At 59.8% G+C, this 20,210-nt stretch carries 14 protein-coding genes and 2 pseudogenes; 7 read left to right on the forward strand and 9 right to left on the reverse strand.

Annotation, left to right across the window (positions count from 1 at the left end):
- Positions 1-27: 27 nt before the first annotated feature.
- Both SR858_RS14020 and SR858_RS14025 read right to left on the reverse strand, forming a co-directional pair.
- Positions 28-1,566: a M28 family metallopeptidase gene (locus SR858_RS14020; protein WP_019924250.1), complete on the reverse strand. Its 1,539-nt coding sequence runs from the start codon at positions 1,564-1,566 to the stop codon at positions 28-30.
- Between the two features lie 143 nt (positions 1,567-1,709).
- Positions 1,710-2,270, reverse strand: coding sequence for a DUF4142 domain-containing protein (locus tag SR858_RS14025; RefSeq protein ID WP_019924249.1), 561 nt, complete (start codon positions 2,268-2,270; stop codon positions 1,710-1,712).
- 332 nt (positions 2,271-2,602) lie between these two features.
- On the opposite strand from SR858_RS14025, the gene SR858_RS14030 reads away from it, so the two are divergent.
- Positions 2,603-5,482 carry a TonB-dependent receptor gene (locus SR858_RS14030; RefSeq protein WP_019924247.1) on the forward strand — a complete coding sequence of 960 codons (2,880 nt, stop codon included), beginning with the start codon at positions 2,603-2,605 and terminating at the stop codon, positions 5,480-5,482.
- A 137-nt stretch (positions 5,483-5,619) separates the two neighbouring features.
- Here the strand turns inward: SR858_RS14030 and SR858_RS14035 are convergent, their stop codons facing one another.
- Entirely contained in the window at positions 5,620-6,705 is a 1,086-nt protein-coding gene (locus tag SR858_RS14035; RefSeq protein WP_019924246.1) for a GGDEF domain-containing protein, read from the reverse strand.
- Positions 6,706-7,011: 306 nt separating this feature from the next.
- Here SR858_RS14035 and SR858_RS14040 point away from each other — a divergent pair, with 306 nt between their 5' ends.
- Complete coding sequence (locus SR858_RS14040; RefSeq protein WP_019924245.1) at positions 7,012-8,112, forward strand: acyl-CoA dehydrogenase family protein; 1,101 nt, start codon at positions 7,012-7,014, stop codon at positions 8,110-8,112.
- A gap of 1,007 nt (positions 8,113-9,119) precedes the next feature.
- Here the strand turns inward: SR858_RS14040 and SR858_RS14050 are convergent.
- The gene (locus SR858_RS14050) at positions 9,120-9,527 is read right to left on the reverse strand and encodes a hypothetical protein (protein ID WP_154820108.1); all 408 of its coding nucleotides are present in this window, start codon (positions 9,525-9,527) and stop codon (positions 9,120-9,122) included.
- A gap of 126 nt (positions 9,528-9,653) precedes the next feature.
- Here SR858_RS14050 and SR858_RS27825 point away from each other — a divergent pair.
- The 3 genes and pseudogenes from SR858_RS27825 to SR858_RS14060 form a co-directional block, all read left to right on the forward strand.
- Positions 9,654-9,734: pseudogene (locus SR858_RS27825) on the forward strand (IS6 family transposase); the annotation flags it as partial.
- Positions 9,735-9,902: 168 nt separating this feature from the next.
- Positions 9,903-11,099 (forward strand): IS256 family transposase, encoded by a 1,197-nt coding sequence (locus tag SR858_RS14055; RefSeq protein ID WP_154820175.1) that lies wholly within the window; start codon positions 9,903-9,905, stop codon positions 11,097-11,099.
- A gap of 58 nt (positions 11,100-11,157) precedes the next feature.
- Positions 11,158-11,262 (forward strand): annotated as a pseudogene (locus tag SR858_RS14060) (DDE-type integrase/transposase/recombinase); the annotation flags it as partial.
- 101 nt (positions 11,263-11,363) lie between these two features.
- Here the strand turns inward: SR858_RS14060 and SR858_RS14065 are convergent.
- The 3 genes from SR858_RS14065 to guaB form a co-directional block, all read right to left on the reverse strand.
- The gene (locus SR858_RS14065) at positions 11,364-12,575 is read right to left on the reverse strand and encodes a tyrosine-type recombinase/integrase (RefSeq protein ID WP_019919633.1); all 1,212 of its coding nucleotides are present in this window, start codon (positions 12,573-12,575) and stop codon (positions 11,364-11,366) included.
- Between the two features lie 406 nt (positions 12,576-12,981).
- On the reverse strand, positions 12,982-14,592 hold the full coding sequence (gene guaA / locus SR858_RS14070; RefSeq protein WP_019919634.1) for a glutamine-hydrolyzing GMP synthase: 1,611 nt from the start codon (positions 14,590-14,592) through the stop codon (positions 12,982-12,984).
- A gap of 67 nt (positions 14,593-14,659) precedes the next feature.
- Positions 14,660-16,123 carry an IMP dehydrogenase gene (gene guaB, locus SR858_RS14075; RefSeq protein ID WP_019919635.1) on the reverse strand — a complete coding sequence of 488 codons (1,464 nt, stop codon included), beginning with the start codon at positions 16,121-16,123 and terminating at the stop codon, positions 14,660-14,662.
- A 135-nt stretch (positions 16,124-16,258) separates the two neighbouring features.
- Here guaB and gntR point away from each other — a divergent pair, with 135 nt between their 5' ends.
- Positions 16,259-17,287, forward strand: coding sequence for an HTH-type transcriptional regulator GntR (gene gntR / locus SR858_RS14080; RefSeq protein ID WP_019919636.1), 1,029 nt, complete (start codon positions 16,259-16,261; stop codon positions 17,285-17,287).
- 218 nt (positions 17,288-17,505) lie between these two features.
- On the opposite strand, the gene SR858_RS14085 is transcribed toward gntR, so the two are convergent.
- Positions 17,506-17,979: an RES family NAD+ phosphorylase gene (locus tag SR858_RS14085; protein ID WP_019919637.1), complete on the reverse strand. Its 474-nt coding sequence runs from the start codon at positions 17,977-17,979 to the stop codon at positions 17,506-17,508.
- Positions 17,976-18,587, reverse strand: a complete 612-nt coding sequence (locus tag SR858_RS14090) for an antitoxin Xre/MbcA/ParS toxin-binding domain-containing protein (RefSeq protein WP_322533635.1) — start codon at positions 18,585-18,587, stop codon at positions 17,976-17,978. The genes SR858_RS14085 and SR858_RS14090 overlap by 4 nt, the downstream gene beginning before the upstream one ends.
- Before the next feature lie 258 nt (positions 18,588-18,845).
- Here SR858_RS14090 and SR858_RS14095 point away from each other — a divergent pair, with 258 nt between their 5' ends.
- The gene (locus SR858_RS14095; protein ID WP_019919639.1) at positions 18,846-20,198 is read left to right on the forward strand and encodes an MFS transporter; all 1,353 of its coding nucleotides are present in this window, start codon (positions 18,846-18,848) and stop codon (positions 20,196-20,198) included.
- Positions 20,199-20,210: the final 12 nt, after the last annotated feature.

The raw sequence follows: 20,210 nt of genomic DNA on the forward strand, positions 1-20,210 counted from the left end.
TTTTAACTCTTGCTGCGACGGCTCGTATTACTGGCTCGACTGCCGCTTCCACGCCTCGACATACGGCCTGGTCAACGGATTGGCCGTATTCCATTTAGGCGCGACGGGGTCATTTGCAATCATCAGCACGCCCAGCGCCACCATCCGGTTGACCTTGGCCATGTTGGCATAGTCGACCTTTTGCCAATGGTCGCCGGGCGCGTGGTAGTCGGGGTATTGAAAGGCCACGCACAGCGTATGCGCGGGCACGCCCTGGTCGGCCAGAGCCTGGTTGTCGCTCAGCCCGAAATACAAGTCGCTGTTGGCTTCATTCTTGTACACGTCGATGCCGGTGAGCTTGCCGGCCTTCCGGAATACCGTGCCGACATCGGAGAAATCGAAGCCCGTCATCGACGCGTTGTTCAGTTGCGGGCCCTCCGAGCTGTCGGTGCGCCCCACTTGCTCCAGGTTGACGTTGGCCACCGTCTGCCTGATCGGCAGGATCGGATGGCGGCCATAGTAGCGCGAACCGAACAGGCCAAGCTCTTCGCCGAACACCGTCATGAAAACGATGCTGCGCGCGGGCCGCTGCTTCATGCCAGACAGTGCGCTGGCAATTTCCATGACCGACACGGTGCCGCTGCCGTCGTCATTGGCGCCGTTGTGTATCACGCCGTCCTTGATGCCGAGGTGGTCGTAATGCGCCGTTACCATCACATAGGTATTTTTCAGTTCCGGATCCGAGCCGCGCAGCACGCCGATCACGTTGCGCAGTTTGACCGCACGTTCGACCGGCGCCGCCACGTTGACGCTGACGCGCGCGCGGCCGCCCGTGCGCGACGCATCGAGCGCCCGTATCGCCTGTACCGAATGAAGCGTGATGCGCGGGATGGGGGACACGGTCTCGCCGCTGTTCTCGGGATCGATCAGGCGGCCTTTGCCGCCGGCATTGCCTTTCGGGTGCGCGCGGTCGACCAGCAGCACCAGCGCCGGCCGCAGCTTCGCCAGTTGCGCGTTAAAGAACTGCCAGCCCCCGTAGGCAGTCCTGGCCTGCTCGGGCGGCATGGCTTCAAAGTCCGGCAGATTGATGACGACGACTTTGCCGGCCAGCGTGGCGGTGCTGTGTGCGTTGAGCGCAGCGGCGTCGCTGGCGTCGATGTTGACGATAGCGGACGGCGCCAGCGCCAGGGCCTGCGCGAGGCTGAAACTGAGCTCGCTGGCAGGGATATCGAGTTGCTCTTTACCGGAATCGATCCTGAACGAAAAATCCTTCAGGTTCGTTTCAGCGAAGGCCCAGTTCGCGGTCTGGAAATAACCGTCGTCGCCAACCGCTTCGAGTCCCGCGCGGCGGAACTGGGCGGCGATGTATTCGGCCGCCAGGTCCTGGCCGCGCGACGGCGTGCCGCGCCCCTCCAGCAGGTCGGAGGCAATGAACGACAGGTGGCCGCGCAGGGAATGCTCTGAAATGCGCTCGAGGGCGGCGCTGGTGTCGGGCGTCAGGTGCGGGTCGGCGGCGGCGCTGGCGCCTGCATGGATACCGGCGATGCCGATGACGGCAGCGAAGGCGTAAGCGAATAATCTCTGCATGTGTGATCCTGTGTAAAGCCGGAGGTGGATGTCGGCTTGTTTGTTGTGCAACGGATCATATCAGAGTTCACTGTACGCCAGCAGGGCTGGCCGGTGCGCATGCCGTAGGGCGACCATATTGCGCACCGGTGATACAGGCCGGATTATTTGACCGCAGAGGCCAGCTTCTTGGCCATTGCGAGGTGATGCGCCACGGTGGGTTCGAGCTTGGTGGCCAGCGCCTTGACATCAGGGTCTTCGACGGCCGAAATATCTTTTTTCAGCGATGCGTGAACGTTGGCATGGCCCGCCACGCCGGCCCGCTTGGCATAGGCTTCGTCAAACCTGGCACCGGACAGCGCATCGAGTTCGGCCGCCAGCTTTTGATGCGCGATATCAGGCTCGGTCGGCAAGGTCACCTGCTTGGCGGCAGCGACTTTTTTGGTCTCTTCCAGGCCCTTGGTATGATCGTCGATCATCAGCTGGGCAAAGGCCTTCACGTCCGCGTTACTGCTTTTTTTCAGCGCCATTTTGCCCGTCTCGATTTCTGCCATATTGGCCTGCGCGATACCGATCAGCCGTGCCGAGTCGTCCTTGCTGATGGTGGTTGCCGAGCCGGTTTTGGCGCTGACGCTGTTCTTGGCGGTGACGCTGGTTTGGGCGTGCGCAACAGCGGAGAGCGAGGCGGCAATCGATAAGGCGATAAACAGTTTTGCTGGTTTCATGATGATCTTCCGTAGTGCAGGTTAAGACTGGCTGTCTGGAACTTTAAGTTTGAAGCAAGAACTGCAATGTCTCTGTACGCAAGGTTACAGAGACCAGCTTGCCATGCAACGGTGCGCCAAGAAATTGCCGATGCTGCACACCGCGCCAGCGCCAACTTCGTGTCGATCTATTTATCCGCGCTCCCGCCTGGCGCCCGCGGCGTTGCGCAGCTGCGATACTGAAACCAATATCAGATGGCAAAAATAAACGATTGGATCGCAAGTTGCGGTCTCCATAAGATGATTTACGCAGTGCAAAAACTGCATTAAAAAAATTACATAAAGGAGACATCATGGACAACCAATGCGGACGCATCGGGGCTGTCATCGCACGCCCACTCTACTTGAAGCTGTCGGTCGCTACCCTGCTGGGCGCAGGCGTGCTGAGCAGCGCTTCGGTATGGGCACAAACAGTCACCGAGACGACCGAGACGCCTGAAAACACGGTGGTGGTCACCGGGGTCAAGGCATCGCTGATCAAGAGTTTGTCGATCAAACGCAACAGTGATCAGGTCGTCGAATCGGTCGTTGCCGAAGATATCGGCAAGCTGCCAGATAACAATGTTGTAGAAGCGCTACAGCGAGTGACGGGCATTCAGGTCACCAATCGCGCCGGCGGCGAAGTCGGCACCTTGTCGATTCGCGGCCTGCCCGATGTCCAGACCACCTGGAACGGCCGCAGTATTTTCACGGCGTCCGGTACCCAGGTCGCGCTGCAAGACATTCCCTCCACCCTGGTGCGCCAGATCGACGTCTACAAGACCCGCGACGCCAGCCAGCTCGACACCGGCATCGCCGGCCAGGTGGACGTCAAGTCGCTGCGGCCTTTCGATTTCAAGGAGGCCAAAGTGTCGGTCCTGGCGCGTGAGACCTATCTCGACCCCGCCAAAAAGGCGAACCCGCAGCTCAGCGCCATGTTGAGCAACCGCTGGGAAACCGGCATCGGTGAAGTCGGCGCTTTGGTCAACCTGTCGGCCAGCCGGACCAAGTACCGCAACGAAAGTGTGACGCCGGGCGCCATGGTGCCGTTTACCAGCCCCAATGCCGCCGAGGTCCCTCCCGGCTATACGCCCTTGCAGCGCATTACCGACACCAATATCTGGACGCCCGGCACCCATGCCGGCTTGCCGTCCGCAGCGGGTTCTACGCTCGATTTCAACGGCAAGGCGTATCCCTATTACCTGGCGCGCGACGCCGTGTTCCAAAGCGACGTTGAAGGCGAACGTGAGCGCCCTGCCGCCAATATCGCCTTGCAGTGGAAGCCGAACAGCGATTCGGTGTACACCTTCGAATCGATGTACAACGGTTACCGTGACAAGTCCTTCAACCGCTTGCTGTTCAGTTTTGTCGACTGGTGGGGCGATCTGGGCAGCAATCCTGCCTCGACCATTACCACGTTCCCCGGAACGAACATCATCAAGAGCCGCACTGTCAATAATGTCTATGGCTTCAACAGCGGCGACTACACCACGTCGGCCACCGACTCCCGTATTTATGCCCTGAACGGCAAGTGGAATGTTGGCGACCGCCTGCGGCTCGAAGGTGATGTGGCCTATCAGTCCAGCACCTATCATACGGAATTTACCGCCACCCGCATCGATCGCGTGGCGCCCTCCATCAACGTCGACTTCAATGCCGGCGGCGGCAACACGGCATTCGGCTTCAACGACAATGCCGACCTGACCAACGCGTCCAAGTGGAACGTCGCACAATTCTACGATAATGCCAACCGCAACAAGGGCAGCGCCGCGACCGCCAATCTGTCCGGTGTCTTCGACGCCGACTGGGGCGCGCTGGAGACGATCCACTTTGGCGCCCGCTTCGACGACCGCAAGGCGTCGGAGGCCAACCGCACCCAGTCGGGCACCTTGAACCGCAACCTGGCTTCGCTGGGACCCGAGTACTCCTCGACCAACTCGAACTTCGGCACGGACATCTCGAACGTGCCCCGCTCCTGGGTGGAGCCCAATGCGTACTACATCCGCGACCATATCGATGACTGGCGCAAGATGTTCAACGCGACCGATCCGAACTTCCTGACCACCGACAAACTCAGCCTGCAAAAGACGTTCGAGGTCGAAGAAAAGACCAGCAACCTGTTCTTGATGGGAAATACCCAAACCGAACTGTTCGGCAATCGCCTGCGCGGTAATTTCGGCGTGCGTTACGTCAAGGTCAAGACCGACATGACGTTCTACAAGGTCGATGCCACCACCAAGTCGGTGACCCCGTCCAGCGCCAGCAAGTCGACCAGCAAGTTCCTGCCCAGCCTGACCCTGATGTACGATCCGGCCAAGGACGTCGTGATGCGCGCGAACTACGGCGAAACCTTGCGCCGCCCGAACTTCGGTGATCTCAACCCGGTCCTGCAGCTCGGCGACGACGTCTCGAAGGTGGGCTATGGCTCGGGCAGCGGTGGCAACCCGGACCTGAAACCGACACGCTCCAAGAACCTCGACCTGACAGCCGAGTGGTATTTCCAGAAGGACAGCGCATTGTATGGCACAGTGTTCAAGCGCAAGATCGACGGCCTGGTCGTGGGCTTGCGCCGCAAGGTGCACGTCGATCCGGCGAACGACCCGTTCCGTAACTCGACCTCGGGTGGCGACCACACGAATGGTTACGACTACGTGATCAACTCGCCGGTCAACGCCTCGGACGGCACGATCAAGGGCGTCGAGCTGGGCTTGATCTACTTCCCGAAAGGATTGCCGAGCCTGCTCGATGGCCTGGGATTCCAGGGCAGCTTCACGCGACTGAGCTCGTCGCAGAACGTGCCGGATGCTAACGACGCCGGCGAGATCGTCGCCCAGCTCGAGACGCCGTTCTTCGGCGTGTCCAACCGGTCCTACAACGCCACCATGGCTTACGAAAAAGGCCCGGTCAGCGCGCGCCTGTCCTATGTATGGCGCTCCGGCTTCCTGGCCGCCAACGAAGCCGCCCTGTTCGCGAATCCGATCGGTATCTGGCGTCATCCGGAAAAGAGCGTGGATATGCAGGTGTCCTACAAAATCAACGACAACATGTCGGTCGATATCAGCGGCGTCAACCTGACCAACGAAATGCAGCAGCAGTACTATCACTTCGGTAATGCGGGTAACGCCCAGACCACCAACTTCGGTACGCTCCAGATCGGACGTTCGGTGTCGGTTGGTTTGCGCTGGAAGATGTAGTCCGGCGCCAGGCCCCTGCGCACCGGGCCTGTTGAATGCGTAGCAATAGCGGCGGCACGTCAACGTGCCGCTGTTTTTTTGCGCCGTATCGCCAGGTGGTCATTTCCCCCATTTTCTGGGGCGCCGGGCCTGCGTGTTCACGCCACCTCACTGCGGTCGCGGCCAGCCGCCTTGGCGCGGTAGAGCGCGGCGTCTGCACGCGCCAGCAGCGCTTCCAGGCTCTCGTCCGGCGCCAGCTGGCTGGCGACGCCAATGCTGACCGTGTAATCCGGCACGTTGCCGCCGCGCGCGGCGAACAGCGACGCCTGGATGCGATGCGCCATCGCTTTCGCGCGCTCGGCCGTGGTGCCCGATAGCAGCACGATGAATTCCTCTCCGCCAAAGCGCGCCACGTGATCGATCTCGCGCAAGGCCGAGACCGTGGTGCGCGCCGCATGCACCAGCACCTGGTCGCCGACTGCGTGGCCGTGCTGGTCGTTGATGGCCTTGAAGTAGTCGAGGTCGATGCTGAGCAGGGTCATCGGCTGGCCATGACGTTTCATCAACGCGACCTCGCGCCGGTAAGCGGCGGCGAAACCGCGCCGGTTCAACACCCCGGTCAGTGGGTCCGAGTTGGAGCTTTGCTCCATGACCACCTGCAGGCGCCGCGTGGCGACGGCCATGAAGCCGACCGCCATCATCAGCGTCATGAAATTGGCGGTCAACAGGAAAATGCCCTGTACCGCGCCGTTGCTGGCATTGCTGGTACCGACCGCGCCACTGAGCGCCGCGAACAAGCGCAACAGCAGCACCAACGACTGCACCAGCAACAGCGCGCCGAAGAACCAGCTCGAAAAATGGCGTTCGCCATGGCGTACCAGCAGCACCAGTTGCGCCACGTAGAACGACAGCGTCAACGATGAAAACACCGCCACCCGCAATGCGTAGTCCTGGGTGATCACATACCAGCCGACCAGACAGACCATGCCGGCCACCCACGCCAGCGCCAGCCACCACCAGCTCGGCTTGCGGCCGTAGAATAACTGGGTGCCGATCAGCATCAGCCCGGCGGCGCCGAGCATGGTGCTGTTGGCCACAAACAGCAATACCGCTTCCGGCATCAATGGCGCTGCGCAGAACAGCAAGCCGCTCGCGGTCAGTGACAACATGCCGAGCGACTGATGGCCCAACCCGCGCACTTCGGCAGGGAAGCTGCGGTAGGCGGAATACAATACGATGGACATTGCCGCCGCCATCAGGGTCGACGTCAGAACGATGGTGGTAGGATCGAGCAATATCACAATGGCAAGTCGGGGGATGTCGTAATCCTTAAGGATACCAGCAACTTCTACGATGCCGTGACGTTCAGCGATTTTGCGCTGGGGGCGGCTTCGGGGGCCGTACACCCCGTTACCAGAGGTACCAGAATGTGCGGCAACGTCGCAAGCGGGCGGTGTGCTTGAACATCGAACACCTGCCCCCTCACATTTCAGCATTCCACGCCGTGACGTGTGCGAAAATGCAGGCCCCGTTCCAACTTCCCGCACAAGATGAATGATGACACCACCGCGTCCGTGCAGGGCGAACACGCCACGCAAAGCATCGCCGAACACGCCGCCAGCGCCGAAGCGGCAGGCTTCCTGCACCCGGCCCAGCAGGCCTTGTTGCACGAGCGGGGCTGGCTGACGATGTTGGCGCCGCGCGCGTGCGGCGGCAGCGAACTGCCATTGCCGCAGGTGGTGCGCCTGGAAGAGGCAGTGGCGGCTGCCGATGGCAGCACGGGATGGGTACTGACGCTGTGCGCCGGCGCGGGCTGGTTTGCCGGCTTCCTGGCACCCGAGGTAGCGCGCGAGGTGCTCGCCACGCCGCGCGTGTGCATCGGCGGCAGCGGCGCCGCTACCGGCCACGCTGACCGGGAGGGCGCCGGTTTCCGCATCACCGGCAGCTGGGACTACGCCAGCGGTGCCCCCATGGCCACCCATTTCACGGTCAACGCGGTGCTGCGGGCTGACGGCAAACCGCTGCTGGACGCCGATGGCGCACCGCAGGTCCGCGCATTCCTGGTCCCCGCCTCGCAGGTCAGGACAGTGCAGTCGTGGCGCACCATCGGCCTGCGGGCCAGCGCATCGCACGGGTATCGCATCGATGACCAGTGGGTGCCGGAAACCTATGGATTCAGGATCAGCCCCGCAGCCGCGACGTCCGACGGCCCGCTCTACCGCTACCCGTTTTATTCACTGGCCTACGTGACGCTGGCGGCCAATATTGCGGGCATGGCGGGGCACTTCATCCGGCTCGCGCGCGCGTGCCTGGGTCACCGGCGACACGGCGGCTCCGGACTGCCGCTGCTCGATGTGCCGGACGTGATAGCGCTGCTGCGCCAACAGCAGCAGGCATTTGACGATACCCGCGCACGATTTTATGAAGTGCTGGACGACAGCTGGGCGCAGGTGGCCGGCGGCGCCGCGCTCGATGATTCCTCGATGCGCGCGGTGCAGACCGCATCGCTGGCCTTGGTGGCCACAGCGCGCAGGGCGGTGGACGAGCTCTACCCTTATTGCGGACTGTATGCAGCCCGCGAAGACAGCACCATCAACCGCGTGTGGCGCGACCTGCACACGGCCAGCCAGCATGCGCTGCTGATACCGTAGCGGCAACGCCGGCCGGCCACCGTTCATCGATTCTTGATGGATTCCAGACAGAGTCTGGGGCGCCAACATCGCCGTCTGCGTGGCGCTAAAGCATTCACATGGCTACAACGATCTTGAATTCTTTCTTACATCTGTTTTCGCTCCTCCCTGGCCTTCCCTATGACTCAAGAGCATCGACATAACTCTTGGCGGGCACGCCCGTATTCGTTGCATTCCAGATAGGCCGCGAAAGTTCTTAACTCCAACAACTCTCTGTCGGTCGGTTTGGCCGCTGGACGGTGTGTGGCCAGCACGATCCTAGCTCGATCGAGCGAGTCCCCCGTTGCGGAACCGTGTAATCAGTTCAATTTGGTCCTTACTTCATTCGCCCAATGCTATCGTGGTCATTTTCCGTCCTACGCTGCAATACGTTCAATGGCGGGTCTCTTGACCTTGCCAGCTTGGTGAAGATCGTATTGGAGCTGCATACCAGCCCAAAGCTCCGGGCTAGTACCAACAGCAGCGCCCAGGCGATAGGCCCATGTCAGGAGATACACCAGAGGCGCCCGTTACGACACGCTGGAGAGTGACCCGGCCTACTCCGAGCCGGGCGGCCGCATCGGTTACGGTATCGTTCCCCAGGTACTGGCGCAATTGGGCGGCAAGACGCTAAGCTCGATCGGTTTGGCGCGTGCAACGCTGCATCTGAACTGGAAAGCGGCAACTTACAATTTGCGCCGCTTTGTCTATCTGAAGGAGGCCGGGGTCGTGGCGTTCTGACGCCAGAGGTCCGTCTGGACTGTCGAAAACGGCAGATCCGGCCCGCAAAACATCACCAGTTCAACATGATTTGGCGGCGCCGCCGCTATTCGGACAGCTACATGCTCAGTGCATGGCCGAGATCAGTGGTAATTCGAGGTTCCCATAGGTCTCGGACGAACTAATTTATTAATTCAAAAAATGGGGGTGCCCAGTCACTTAAATTTAAGATAAGCAAGCAAGCGCCCCCAAGAAAACATCGACAAATGTTATTTATTCAATTTTAAAAAAAACTCTTTTATAGATTTTGAGGAACTGGCTGTTTCGCGAAGAAAATCAGGGTGCGCGCCCCAGTGTGATTTTTTAGCAGCCGTTTTCACCAAGTTAATAACTTCCTCAAAAGAAATTACATCGATTTTTGAGAATTGAAAGCTAACAAAAATCTGTCTTTTTCTCAACAATCGAAAGCCAAGAAATGGAGGAACATATCCGACCTTTCTCACAGAAATAGTCTTAAATTGAGTACCGCTTGAATCTATAAAAATAGCATCATTATAGATTCCGTTTTCTAGCACAGAAACGGAAGACTTAATTATCCGACTTGATTCCAAGAATATTGAGAAATAGTTTCGGCCAATCAGTATTGCCGGATACTCTAAATCACTTTGATTCAACATAATTTCCCTCGAAGTTCAATTGTTACCAACGGCATTTGCAGCCTTTCCAGCGAGGTTCTGTCGCATTATCATACCGTCGATGGCCGATCAGGTAAGCTACGGCGCCCGAACCTTGGATGAATCGCCATGCTCAACTTCAAAGGGACGCGCTTTCCGATCGATGTGATCCTAGTCTGCATTCGCTGGTACGTAGCATACCCGCTGAGCGCCCAGTCGGTGGCAGCTGGCGAATGGATGGATGGTGCCCCACGACGTGGTGTATGAAGACTTCGCCAGAGATGGCGTTTAGGAAGGCCGCGAGAAGGTGGTCATTGTGATTCTTGAGGTAATGTTGGGTTTACGAAGACCTTAACAAAACCACTTTGAGGAACCACAATGACCGACACCACTATCGCATTATCTGAGCTTGCCGAAAAGGGGGCAGATGCAGATTTCATCCGCCAGACGCTGCAGCACGCTCTGCAGCGACTCATGGAAATGGACGTCGAGGCGCTTTGCCAGGCAGCTTACGGCGAGCGCAGCGACGAACGTATCAACAGCCGCAACGGTTATCGGGACCGCGGCTACGAAACCCGGGCCGGCAAAGTCGACTTAAAGATTCCAAAGCTCCGTACAGGCAGCTATTTCCCCGGATTTCTCGAGCCGCGCAGGACGGCCGAGAAGGCTCTCACGGCAGTGATCCAGGAAGCCTATATTCAGGGAATCTCGACCCGCTCGGTCGATGACCTGGTCAAAGCCATGGGCATGACCGGGGTCTCGAAAAGTCAGGTATCACGGCTATGCGAGGAGATCGATGAGCGCGTGCAGACCTTCTTGAATCGACCGATCGAAGGCGATTGGCCTTATCTCTGGATCGACGCCACCTATGTGAAATCACGCCAGGCCGGCCGTGTGGTCTCGGTGGCCGTGATAATCGCTGTAGCAGTCAATACCGATGGCGTGCGCGAAATTCTCGGAGTAGCGACCGGCCCTTCGGAAGCGGAGCCGTTCTGGACCGACTTCCTGCGCGGTCTGACCCGCCGTGGTCTGCGTGGGGTGAAACTGGTGATCTCCGATGCGCATGAAGGCCTCAAAGCGGCAGCGAGCAAAGTGCTCAAAACGAGCTGGCAGCGCTGCCGGGTCCATTTCATCCGTAACGCGCTGGCCCATGCCGGTAAAGGTCAGCGGCAAGCCGTGCTCGCCATGATCAATACCATCTTCGTGCAGGACACTGCGGAGGCGGCCAGCGTGCAATGGCGCAGCGTCGCCGATCAGCTACGGCCAAAGTTCCCCAGGCTCGCTGCCATGATGGACGATGCTGAACATGAAGTGCTGACATTTATGACGTTCCCAAAAGCGCATCGGACGCAGATCCACAGTACCAATCCGCTTGAGCGGCTCAATGCCGAGGTCAAACGAAGGACCAACGTCATCGGCATTTTTCCCAACGATGGCGCCATCATCCGCCTAGTAGGCGCCATGATGCTCGAGCAAAACGACGAGTGGTCATTACAGCGCCGTTACATGCAGCTTGAAGGATTGCAGTCCTTGAGCGACAATCAGCCTGCACGGCTATCCGCTGTGATTAACTGATCGGGAACCCAGCCCCTCGAGAATTACTTCTCATACACCACTTCTGGGGACACCATCAATGGATGAGACGTACATCAAAGTCTAGGGCGTCTGGAAATACCTATACCGCGCCGTCGACAAGCAGGGCAAAACCGTCTACTTCCTGCTCACGGCCAAGCGCGAACCAGGGTGGCATGGGATCTGGCGGAAGTTGATGCATGGATCGAAATGCGGCAGGCCGGCCAGGGCCAATCAAGCGCTCCGACGCGCACAGTGGAACAATCTTCATAGCGACGCTCGGTTTTCATCCCCATTCGTCCAGCGATCAATCATATCTGCCCAGTCTTGCAGCATCGCGCGTCGCTGCTCTGCATACTCGACCCTGTTGTACACCGCCCTCACGTTTCTTTGCTCGTGCGCCAGACATTTCTCTATCCAGTCGGTGTTGTAACCGGCCTCATGCAGCAGCGTCGAGCCTGTACGCCGCAAGTCGTGTGGAGAAAAATGGTCCAGCGTGATGCCGGAACTTTTGGCATTCTCCACGACAGCCGACAGCACGCCATTCAAGCTGACACCGCTCATCGGCCTATCGATGTCGTACCTGTTTGGTAAGATAAAGCGCGAGCCACCTGCACACGTTTTGAACGCGATGAAGATGTCCATTGCTTGTCGGGATAAATATACGTTGTGTGGGTTGCGCCGCTTCATCCGCGTTCCCGGGATGGTCCAGAGCGCCTGTTCAAAATCAACCTCGTCCCACGTAGCGTCGGTCAGCTCGGACTTTCGCACCAGTGTCAGCAACAACACCTTGCAGGCCAGCTTGATGGTTGCAGCACTGTTGATACGCTCCAGGTGGCGATAGAACAGCGCGATCTCTTTCGGCGATAGAGCTCGGTCACGCGGCGTGAACGTGGCGATCGATGAAGGCCTAACCGATTCAGCCGGATTCGCGTGATGCTCCCCGTTCGCATCCGCGTACCTGAAGACCTGCAACACGATCTCGCGTACGTGAACTGCTACCGCTGGCGCATTACGCGCGACAATACGCTCGCACACCCGGCGAAGCGCTTCCTCCGTGATTTCGGCCAACAGCAAGGACCCGATTGTCTTTTGGAGATCCCGTTCGTAAGTAAAGCGGCGCATGGCGCGCGTTGATTCGGCCATGCGATAGCTGTCCAGCCAGCGCTCCGCCCAATAATTGAAATTATTGGCTGCTTTTTTTCTTAGCTGACGCTGTGTCTTGCTGCGGGCGGGCGACACTCCTTCCCTTAGCGCGCCACGTGCGTCAGCAAGCGCCTCACGCGCATGCGCCAGGGTCATCCCACCAGCGCCGTACCGCCCAAGCGTCAGCGTTTCCTGCCTGCCGTTGACACGATAGTTGTAGCGGAACGAGATTCCTCCAGAGGGACTGACCAGCACATATAGTCCGTCACGGTCCGCTACCTTGTACGGCACCTCTCTTCCCTTCAAATTTTTCAGCTTTGCGTCTGTCAGCATATAGCCTCCAAAATGTATACCATCAGGGTGACAAAATAGCTTTTATATTCAGACGCTTATAGCGATAAAAAATTCGGGGAAAACTGACTTTTATCATCAAAATCCGTGAAAAATACCATCACGGACTCATTAACGTTTTCTCATTTGAAAAATCAAGTTAAATCAGAGACTTAGGTGTAGGTATACCATCAAACATACCATCACGAGCTCAGCAGGACTGATGGAATACGCTGCCCTCAAGCAAATGAACCAAATACCAATACCATCATGAATGCCATCAAACCGCGCTGCTCACGCATGCCTGTGTTTGCCAGCCATCGCTGCCCAAAAATAAAAAAGCCCCTGAAAATCAGGGGCTTAAAAGGATCAGTTTGCCAGCGCTTGCCGGCCTGTGCCGACTAGCAAATCATTCCCACTCGATGGTCGCCGGCGGCTTGCCGCTGATGTCATACACCACGCGATTGATACCACGCACTTCGTTGATGATACGGTTCGACACCTTGCCCAGCAACGCATGCGGCAAATGCGCCCAGTGCGCCGTCATGAAGTCCTGCGTCTGCACCGCACGCAGTGCCACCACGTATTCATAGGTGCGGCCATCGCCCATCACTCCCACCGACTTGACCGGCAGGAACACCGCAAACGCCTGCGACGTCGCTTCGTACCAGTTCTTCGGCAGGTTATCGCTATCGACCGCCTGGCCGGCGATGAACTCGTATGGCGTGTTGCGCAATTCTTCGATGAAGATCGCGTCGGCGCGGCGCAGCAGGTCGGCAAACTCTTTCTTCACTTCGCCGAGGATGCGCACGCCGAGGCCCGGGCCGGGGAACGGGTGACGGTAGACCATGTCGTGCGGCAGGCCGAGGGCCACGCCCAGCTTGCGCACTTCGTCCTTGAACAGTTCGCGCAGCGGTTCGAGCAACGACAGCTTCATGTGTTCCGGCAGCCCGCCCACGTTGTGGTGGCTCTTGATGGTCTGGCCCTTCTTGCCCTTGCCGGCGGACTCGATCACGTCCGGGTAAATCGTGCCTTGCGCGAGCCACTTGGCGTTGACCAGCTTGCCCGATTCGGCATTGAACACTTCGACGAACTCGCGGCCGATGATCTTGCGCTTCTGCTCGGGGTCGGCCACGCCGGCCAGGTGGCCCATGAACTGGTCTTCGGCATCGATGCGGATGACTTTGACGCCCAGGTTCTTGGCGAACATGTCCATGACCATCTTGCCTTCGTCCAGGCGCAGCAGGCCGTGGTCGACGAAGACGCAGGTCAGCTGGTCGCCGATGGCGCGGTGAATCAGCGCGGCAGCGACGGACGAATCGACGCCGCCGGACAGGCCGAGAATGACTTCATCGCTGCCGACTTGGGCGCGGATTTTTTCGACCGCTTCGGTGATGTAGTCGGGCATGTTCCAGTCAGCCTTGCAGCCGCAGATCTCGTGCACGAAGCGGCCCAGCATGGCCTTGCCCTGCACCGTGTGCGTCACTTCCGGGTGCCATTGCACGCCGTAGAATTGCTTTTCTTCGTTGGCCATGGCGGCGATCGGGCAGCTTGGGGTGTTGCCCATCAGGACGAAGCCGGGCGGCATTTCCAGCACTTTGTCGCCGTGGCTCATCCAGACCTTGAGCATGCCGTGGCCTTCGTCGGTGACGAAGTCGTTGATGCCGTCGAGCAGCTTGGTGTGGCTGCGGGCGCGCACTTCGGCGTAGCCGAATTCACGCACCAGGCCGTTTTCGACCTTGCCGCCCAGTTGCGCGGCCATGGTTTGCATGCCGTAGCAGATGCCCAGTACCGGCACGCCCAGTTCGAACACGGCGGCAGGTGCCTGCGGGGCGTCGCCTTCCAGGGTGGAGCTGTGGCTGCCCGACAGGATCACGCCGGCGGCGCCGTAGTTGCGGACGAATTCGTCGCTGACGTCATACGGGAACACTTCCGAGAACACGCCGGAATCGCGCACGCGGCGCGCGATCAACTGGGTTACCTGGGAGCCGAAATCGAGAATGAGGATTTTTGAGTGCATAGGGTAGGTACTGAGCAGTATGAAGACTATAGAAAAACGCCGGCATCATGCCGGCGTTTGCAAGGACTTAGTCGCCCGAACGGTAGTTCGGCGCTTCCTTGGTGATTTGCACGTCGTGCACATGCGATTCGCGCATGCCGGCCGAGGTGATCTCGACAAACTCCGCCTTGTTGCGCAGTTCTTCGATGGTGGCGCAGCCGCAATAACCCATCGACTGGCGCACGCCGCCCACCAGCTGGAAGATAATCGCCAGCACCGAGCCCTTGTAAGCGACACGGCCTTCGATACCTTCAGGCACGAACTTGTCGGCCTTCATGGTGGCGTCCTGGAAGTAGCGGTCGGCCGAGCCGTCGGACATGGCGCCCAGCGAACCCATGCCGCGATACGACTTGTACGAACGGCCCTGGTACAGGATCACTTCGCCAGGTGCTTCCTCGGTACCGGCAAACATCGACCCCATCATGACGGTCGAGGCGCCAGCGGCCAGTGCTTTCGAGATGTCGCCCGAGAAGCGAATACCGCCGTCGGCGATACATGGCACGCCCGTGCCTTCCAGCGCTTCGGCCACGTTGGAGATCGCGGTAATTTGCGGGACGCCGACGCCAGCGACGATACGGGTGGTGCAGATCGAACCCGGGCCGATGCCGACCTTGACCGCATCGGCGCCGTATTCCACCAGCGCCTTGGCGGCCGCTGCCGTGGCGATGTTGCCGCCGATGACGTCCACGTGCGGGTACTTAGTCTTGATCCACTTGACGCGGTCGAGGATGCCTTGCGAGTGACCGTGGGCGGTATCGACCACCAGCACGTCAACACCGGCAGCGACCAGCAGGTCGATCCGTTCTTCATCCTTGGCACCGACGCCCACCGCAGCACCGACCAGCAGCTTGCCGTGCGAGTCTTTCGACGCATTCGGGTGCTCGGTCGATTTCTGGATATCTTTTACCGTGATCAGGCCGCGCAACTCGAAGCTGTCGTTGACGACCAGCACGCGCTCGAGGCGGTGCTTGTTCATCAGGCGCTTGGCTTCGTCGCGGTCTTCGTCGTCCTTGACGTACACGAGTTTTTCGCGCGGGGTCATCTTGGCGCGCACTTCAGCGTCCAGTTCCTGTTCGAAGCGCAGATCGCGGTTGGTGATGATGCCGACGACTTCCTTGCCTTCCACGACAGGGAAACCGGAAATACCATGCAACTCGGTCAGCTTGATGACGTCGCGGATTTTCATGTCCGGCGGGATCGTGATCGGATCGCGCAACACGCCAGCCTCAAAACGCTTGACCTTGGCGACCTCGCGGGCCTGGTCGGCCGGGCGCAGGTTCTTATGGATGATGCCGATACCGCCCTCTTGCGCCATGGCGATGGCCAGGCGCCCTTCGGTCACGGTGTCCATCGCGGCGGACAGCAGCGGGATGTTGATACTGATATTGCGGGTCAGGCGCGTCTTGAGGGACGTATCTGCAGGCAAGACGTTGGAATAGGCTGGAACGAGGAGCACGTCATCGAACGTGAGTGCTTTTTGGAGTAGACGCATAGTATTTCCTATAGGCGCAAAGCGGCATTGTACAGGAAAACGGCCTTGCTGTCAGGCATAGCTTGCGATCGGCCGCTGTCACTTTCACCATAGCTGCCGTATGATATCGCTATCAATGTTCATGAGCCATAGTCGATGACGAAATCACAAGCGGTCCGCAGCCGCGCCAGCGGGCGCATTACCCTGGCCATGGTGGCGCAACATGCCGGCGTGGCGACTATGACGGCGTCGCGCGCCATCACCCAGCCCGAGATGGTGTCGCAAGCGCTGCGCGACCGCGTGGACAAGGCCGTGCTGGAACTGGGCTATGTACCGAATCGCGCTGCGCGCGCGCTGGCTTCGTCGCAATCGAAGGTGATCGCGGTACTGGTGCCGTCGCTCTCGAACGCGGTATTTACGGAGGTGCTGGCCGGCATCCAGGATGCGCTCGATACCGACGGCTACCAGATCCTGATCGGCAACACGCGCTACTCGGACCGCGAAGAAGAAAAACTGATCAACACCTACCTGCAATCGAACCCGGACGGCATGCTGCTGTCGGGCCTGTCGCACAGCGACCGCGTGCAGCAAATCCTGACCACCTCGCGCGTGCCGGTGGTGTCGATGATGGACATGTCCACCGACCCGGACAAGCTCACCGTCGGCTTTTCCCAATTCCAGGCCGGCCACGCGATGACCCGGTACCTGCTCGACAAGGGTCACAAACGCATCGGCTTCATCGGCGCGCAGCTCGACGAGCGCACGCTGCGCCGCGCCGAAGGCTACCGCAAGGCCATGCAGGAAGCCGGCCTGCTTGACCCCCGGCTCGAAGTGATGGTGCCCGATCCGTCCACCCTGGCCCTGGGCGCCGAGCTGGTGGGCCGCATGCTGGCGCAGGCCCCCGACTGCGACGCCATCTTCTGCTGCAACGACGACCTGGCCCACGGCGCCATCTACCAGTGCCAGCGGCGCGGGATCGCGGTGCCGGCCCAGCTGGCCATCTGCGGCTTCAACGACCTGCCGGCGTCGGCCTGGATGAATCCGTCGCTGACGACGATCGGCACCCCGCGCTACCGCATCGGCTTCGAAGCTGCCACCTTGCTGCGGTCGGTAATCAAGGGGGATGCGCCGGCGGTGCGGCAGATCGATTTGGGATTTACGTTGATGGCGCGCGAAAGTGCCTGAGTGAGCGAAGAAATATGTTCTTGAATTTACGGATTTTAAATTCCACCAGACTGAAGTACTGCGTGCCGACAACTGGCGCATGTCAAGCCCATCCGGCATGGCATTCTCGACAGTGGCGTAGACCTGCGAAAGCTAGCGCAGGGCGGTGAAGATAGCGTGCCGGTGGAGACACTGGTTGGGCGATTGTCCTCCCCGATACCACCAGGCCACAGTGTGCGCTAGCCCCGATGATCGTAGACGAAATGCCGGACGCGGGCAGTCGTGATCGAGGCCGCGTCGGGATGGGCCGGGTTGATCAACACATTGTCTTCCTCGTTGATGATTACCGACGGCACCACCAGCAGTGCCGAGGCACCGCCCGCCAACCAGGCCGAGCCAACGGAACGAGAAACCATGCCTTCGGGTACGACATTCCAGCCGACGGGCAAAGGACTGGGTGTGACGATGCGCGCTGCCCACACCTCGTCCGGCACATCGATGCGCACCAGGATACGGTTCCATGGCAGCATTGTTCCTTTGGCGAAATGGGCGCGTGTTTCCCAAGCTGCCAGCGAAATCGACGTCGCAGCATAGGTCACATGCTCGCCGGCATTGTTCCATCGCGCCCCGCCGCTGGCGGCTCCTTTGCCAGCCATGTCGTCCGCCGTATAGCTGGGGGTGTCCGAGGCAATGCGCCACAAACGGACCGTCATGCCGCCAATCCGCCGCGCATACGCTCCAGCACTTGCTCGACCGCGCGCTGCCCCTCGGGATTGCGTAACATGTCGGCCGGGGTCTTGTCCCCCAGTTCAGGCAGCTTTTCATGGACCCAGCGCGCAAACCAACCTTCCAGGTCGAAGGTTTTCATCTGCTCCGGGTCGCCGCTCTCATCGAGCATCCTGCGCAAGGTGGCCAGCAGGCGCAAATAGGCCATGATGCGATGCCCGGCAACGTCAGGCAGCGGCTTGTTGGCAGCTTCGTTGCGCACAAACGTCGTCTGCGACACACCAGCCAGTCCCATGATGACGGACGCCGGTTCGCCCGTGGCCCTGGCAATCATCTTGACCACGTCGGTTGGCACCCCCGCTTCTACCGCGTCGTACAGCTGAACGCCTGGCGCCTCGCGCACTCGTTCCACCAGCGCCCTGAGTTGCAGCAGCGGGGTCTTCCCGGTACTGCCTGACTGCCCCAATTTTTTGCCCCACAGAACATGGATCTTGCGGACAGCAGGTTGCGGACGTTCCGCTACGCTCTTGGTTCCCAATTTCTCCGCGCCTCCCCCGCTGCGGTGCGCAACAATTATTTCGTCCGTTGCAGCCATACCGCCCTCCATTTGGTTAGATTATGACAGTCAAATGGTAATCCACAATCGTGCAACACTCAATGGCGCATATAAGTTCGCTGCGCCGCAACATGAAATTCTGTTTACAAATCTTGGCAAAGCCTTACACTGCGTAACATCACTGTTAGCGCTAACATGATTTTTGTTATTGGGCTCTCTCAGGGTAGCGTCCACCGGCGTGATCCCTGTTCCGGGCAGTGGGGCGAGCGCTCCGCTGCCTTCTTTTTGAAGGCGATTGTGATTCCAACCCAGACTGCGCCGCTTACCTGGCGCGAAAAATTCAGCTACGGCGTGGCCGACATGGGGTTCAATTTTTATTGGACCAATATCGCCACCTTCCTGCTGATCTTTTATACCGACGTGTTCGGCATCTCGGCTGCGGCAGCCGCGTCGATGATGTTTTCGGTGAAGATCATCAATGCCTTCACCGACCCCATGATCGGCGCTGCCGCCGACCGCACCACCACCCGCTTCGGCAAGTTCCGCCCGTACTTGCTGTGGGTGCCGATTCCGCTCGGCTGCGCCGCCATCCTCACCTACACCACGCCCGACCTGTCGTACGACGGCAAACTGGTCTGGGCCTACGGCACCTACCTGCTGATGATGGTCTGCTACACCTGCATCAATATTCCGTACAACGCGCTGTCCGGCGTGCTGTCGGCCGATCCGCAGGAGCGCTCCACCGTCAATGGCCTGCGCTTCATCTTTGCGTTTGCCGGCGGCACCCTGGTCACCGCCGCCACGCCGGCCATGGTGGGCTGGTTCGGCCATGGCAACGACAAGCTGGGCTGGCAACTGACCATGCTGGTCTGGAGCATTTTCGCTTCGCTGCTGTTCGTGCTCACCTTCTTCAACACGCGTGAACGGATCGCCCCGCCCCTGTCGCAAAAGTCGAACGTGATGCAGGATATCCGCGACCTGTCGCAGAACCGGCCGTGGGTGGTGCTGTTCTTCCTGGCCTTGATCATCATGATCACCATCACCCTGCGCACCACCAGCGCCGCCTACTACTTCAAGTACGTGGTGGGCCGCCCGGAACTGATGCAGGGCTTCGTGCCGGCGTACATGATCTCGGCCGCCATCGGCGCCTCGCTCACGCCGTTGATGACGCGCTTCGTGGACAAGAAAAAGCTCATGATTATCCTGATGAGCATTACCGCCGTGCTGTCGTCGGCATTCTTCTTCGTGCCCAGCGACCAGGTCACATTGATGTTCGCGCTGCAGATCGGCATGGGCCTCGCGCTCGGCCCCAAGTCGCCGCTGGCGTTCTCGATGTATGCCGACACTGCCGACTACAACGAATGGCGCACCGGCCGCCGCGCCACCGCCATGACGTTTGCCGCCGCCACCTTCTCGCAAAAGCTCGGTACCGCCATCGCGGTGGCGGTGATCGGCTGGCTGTTCACGGTGCTCGGCTACGTGGCCAATTCGGCCCAGAACAGCGGCTCGCAGGCCGGCATCGTGTGGCTGATGTCGTTCATCCCCGCAGTGTTTGCGGTGCTGGCCGTGGCCATCATGTTTTTCTATAACCTCGACAACCGCAAGCTGGTGCAGATCCAGGCCGACCTGCAAGCGCGCAAAATTCAATAAATGGAGACCCGT

This window comes from Duganella zoogloeoides (genome assembly GCF_034479515.1).
Taxonomy (GTDB): domain Bacteria; phylum Pseudomonadota; class Gammaproteobacteria; order Burkholderiales; family Burkholderiaceae_D; genus Rugamonas; species Rugamonas zoogloeoides.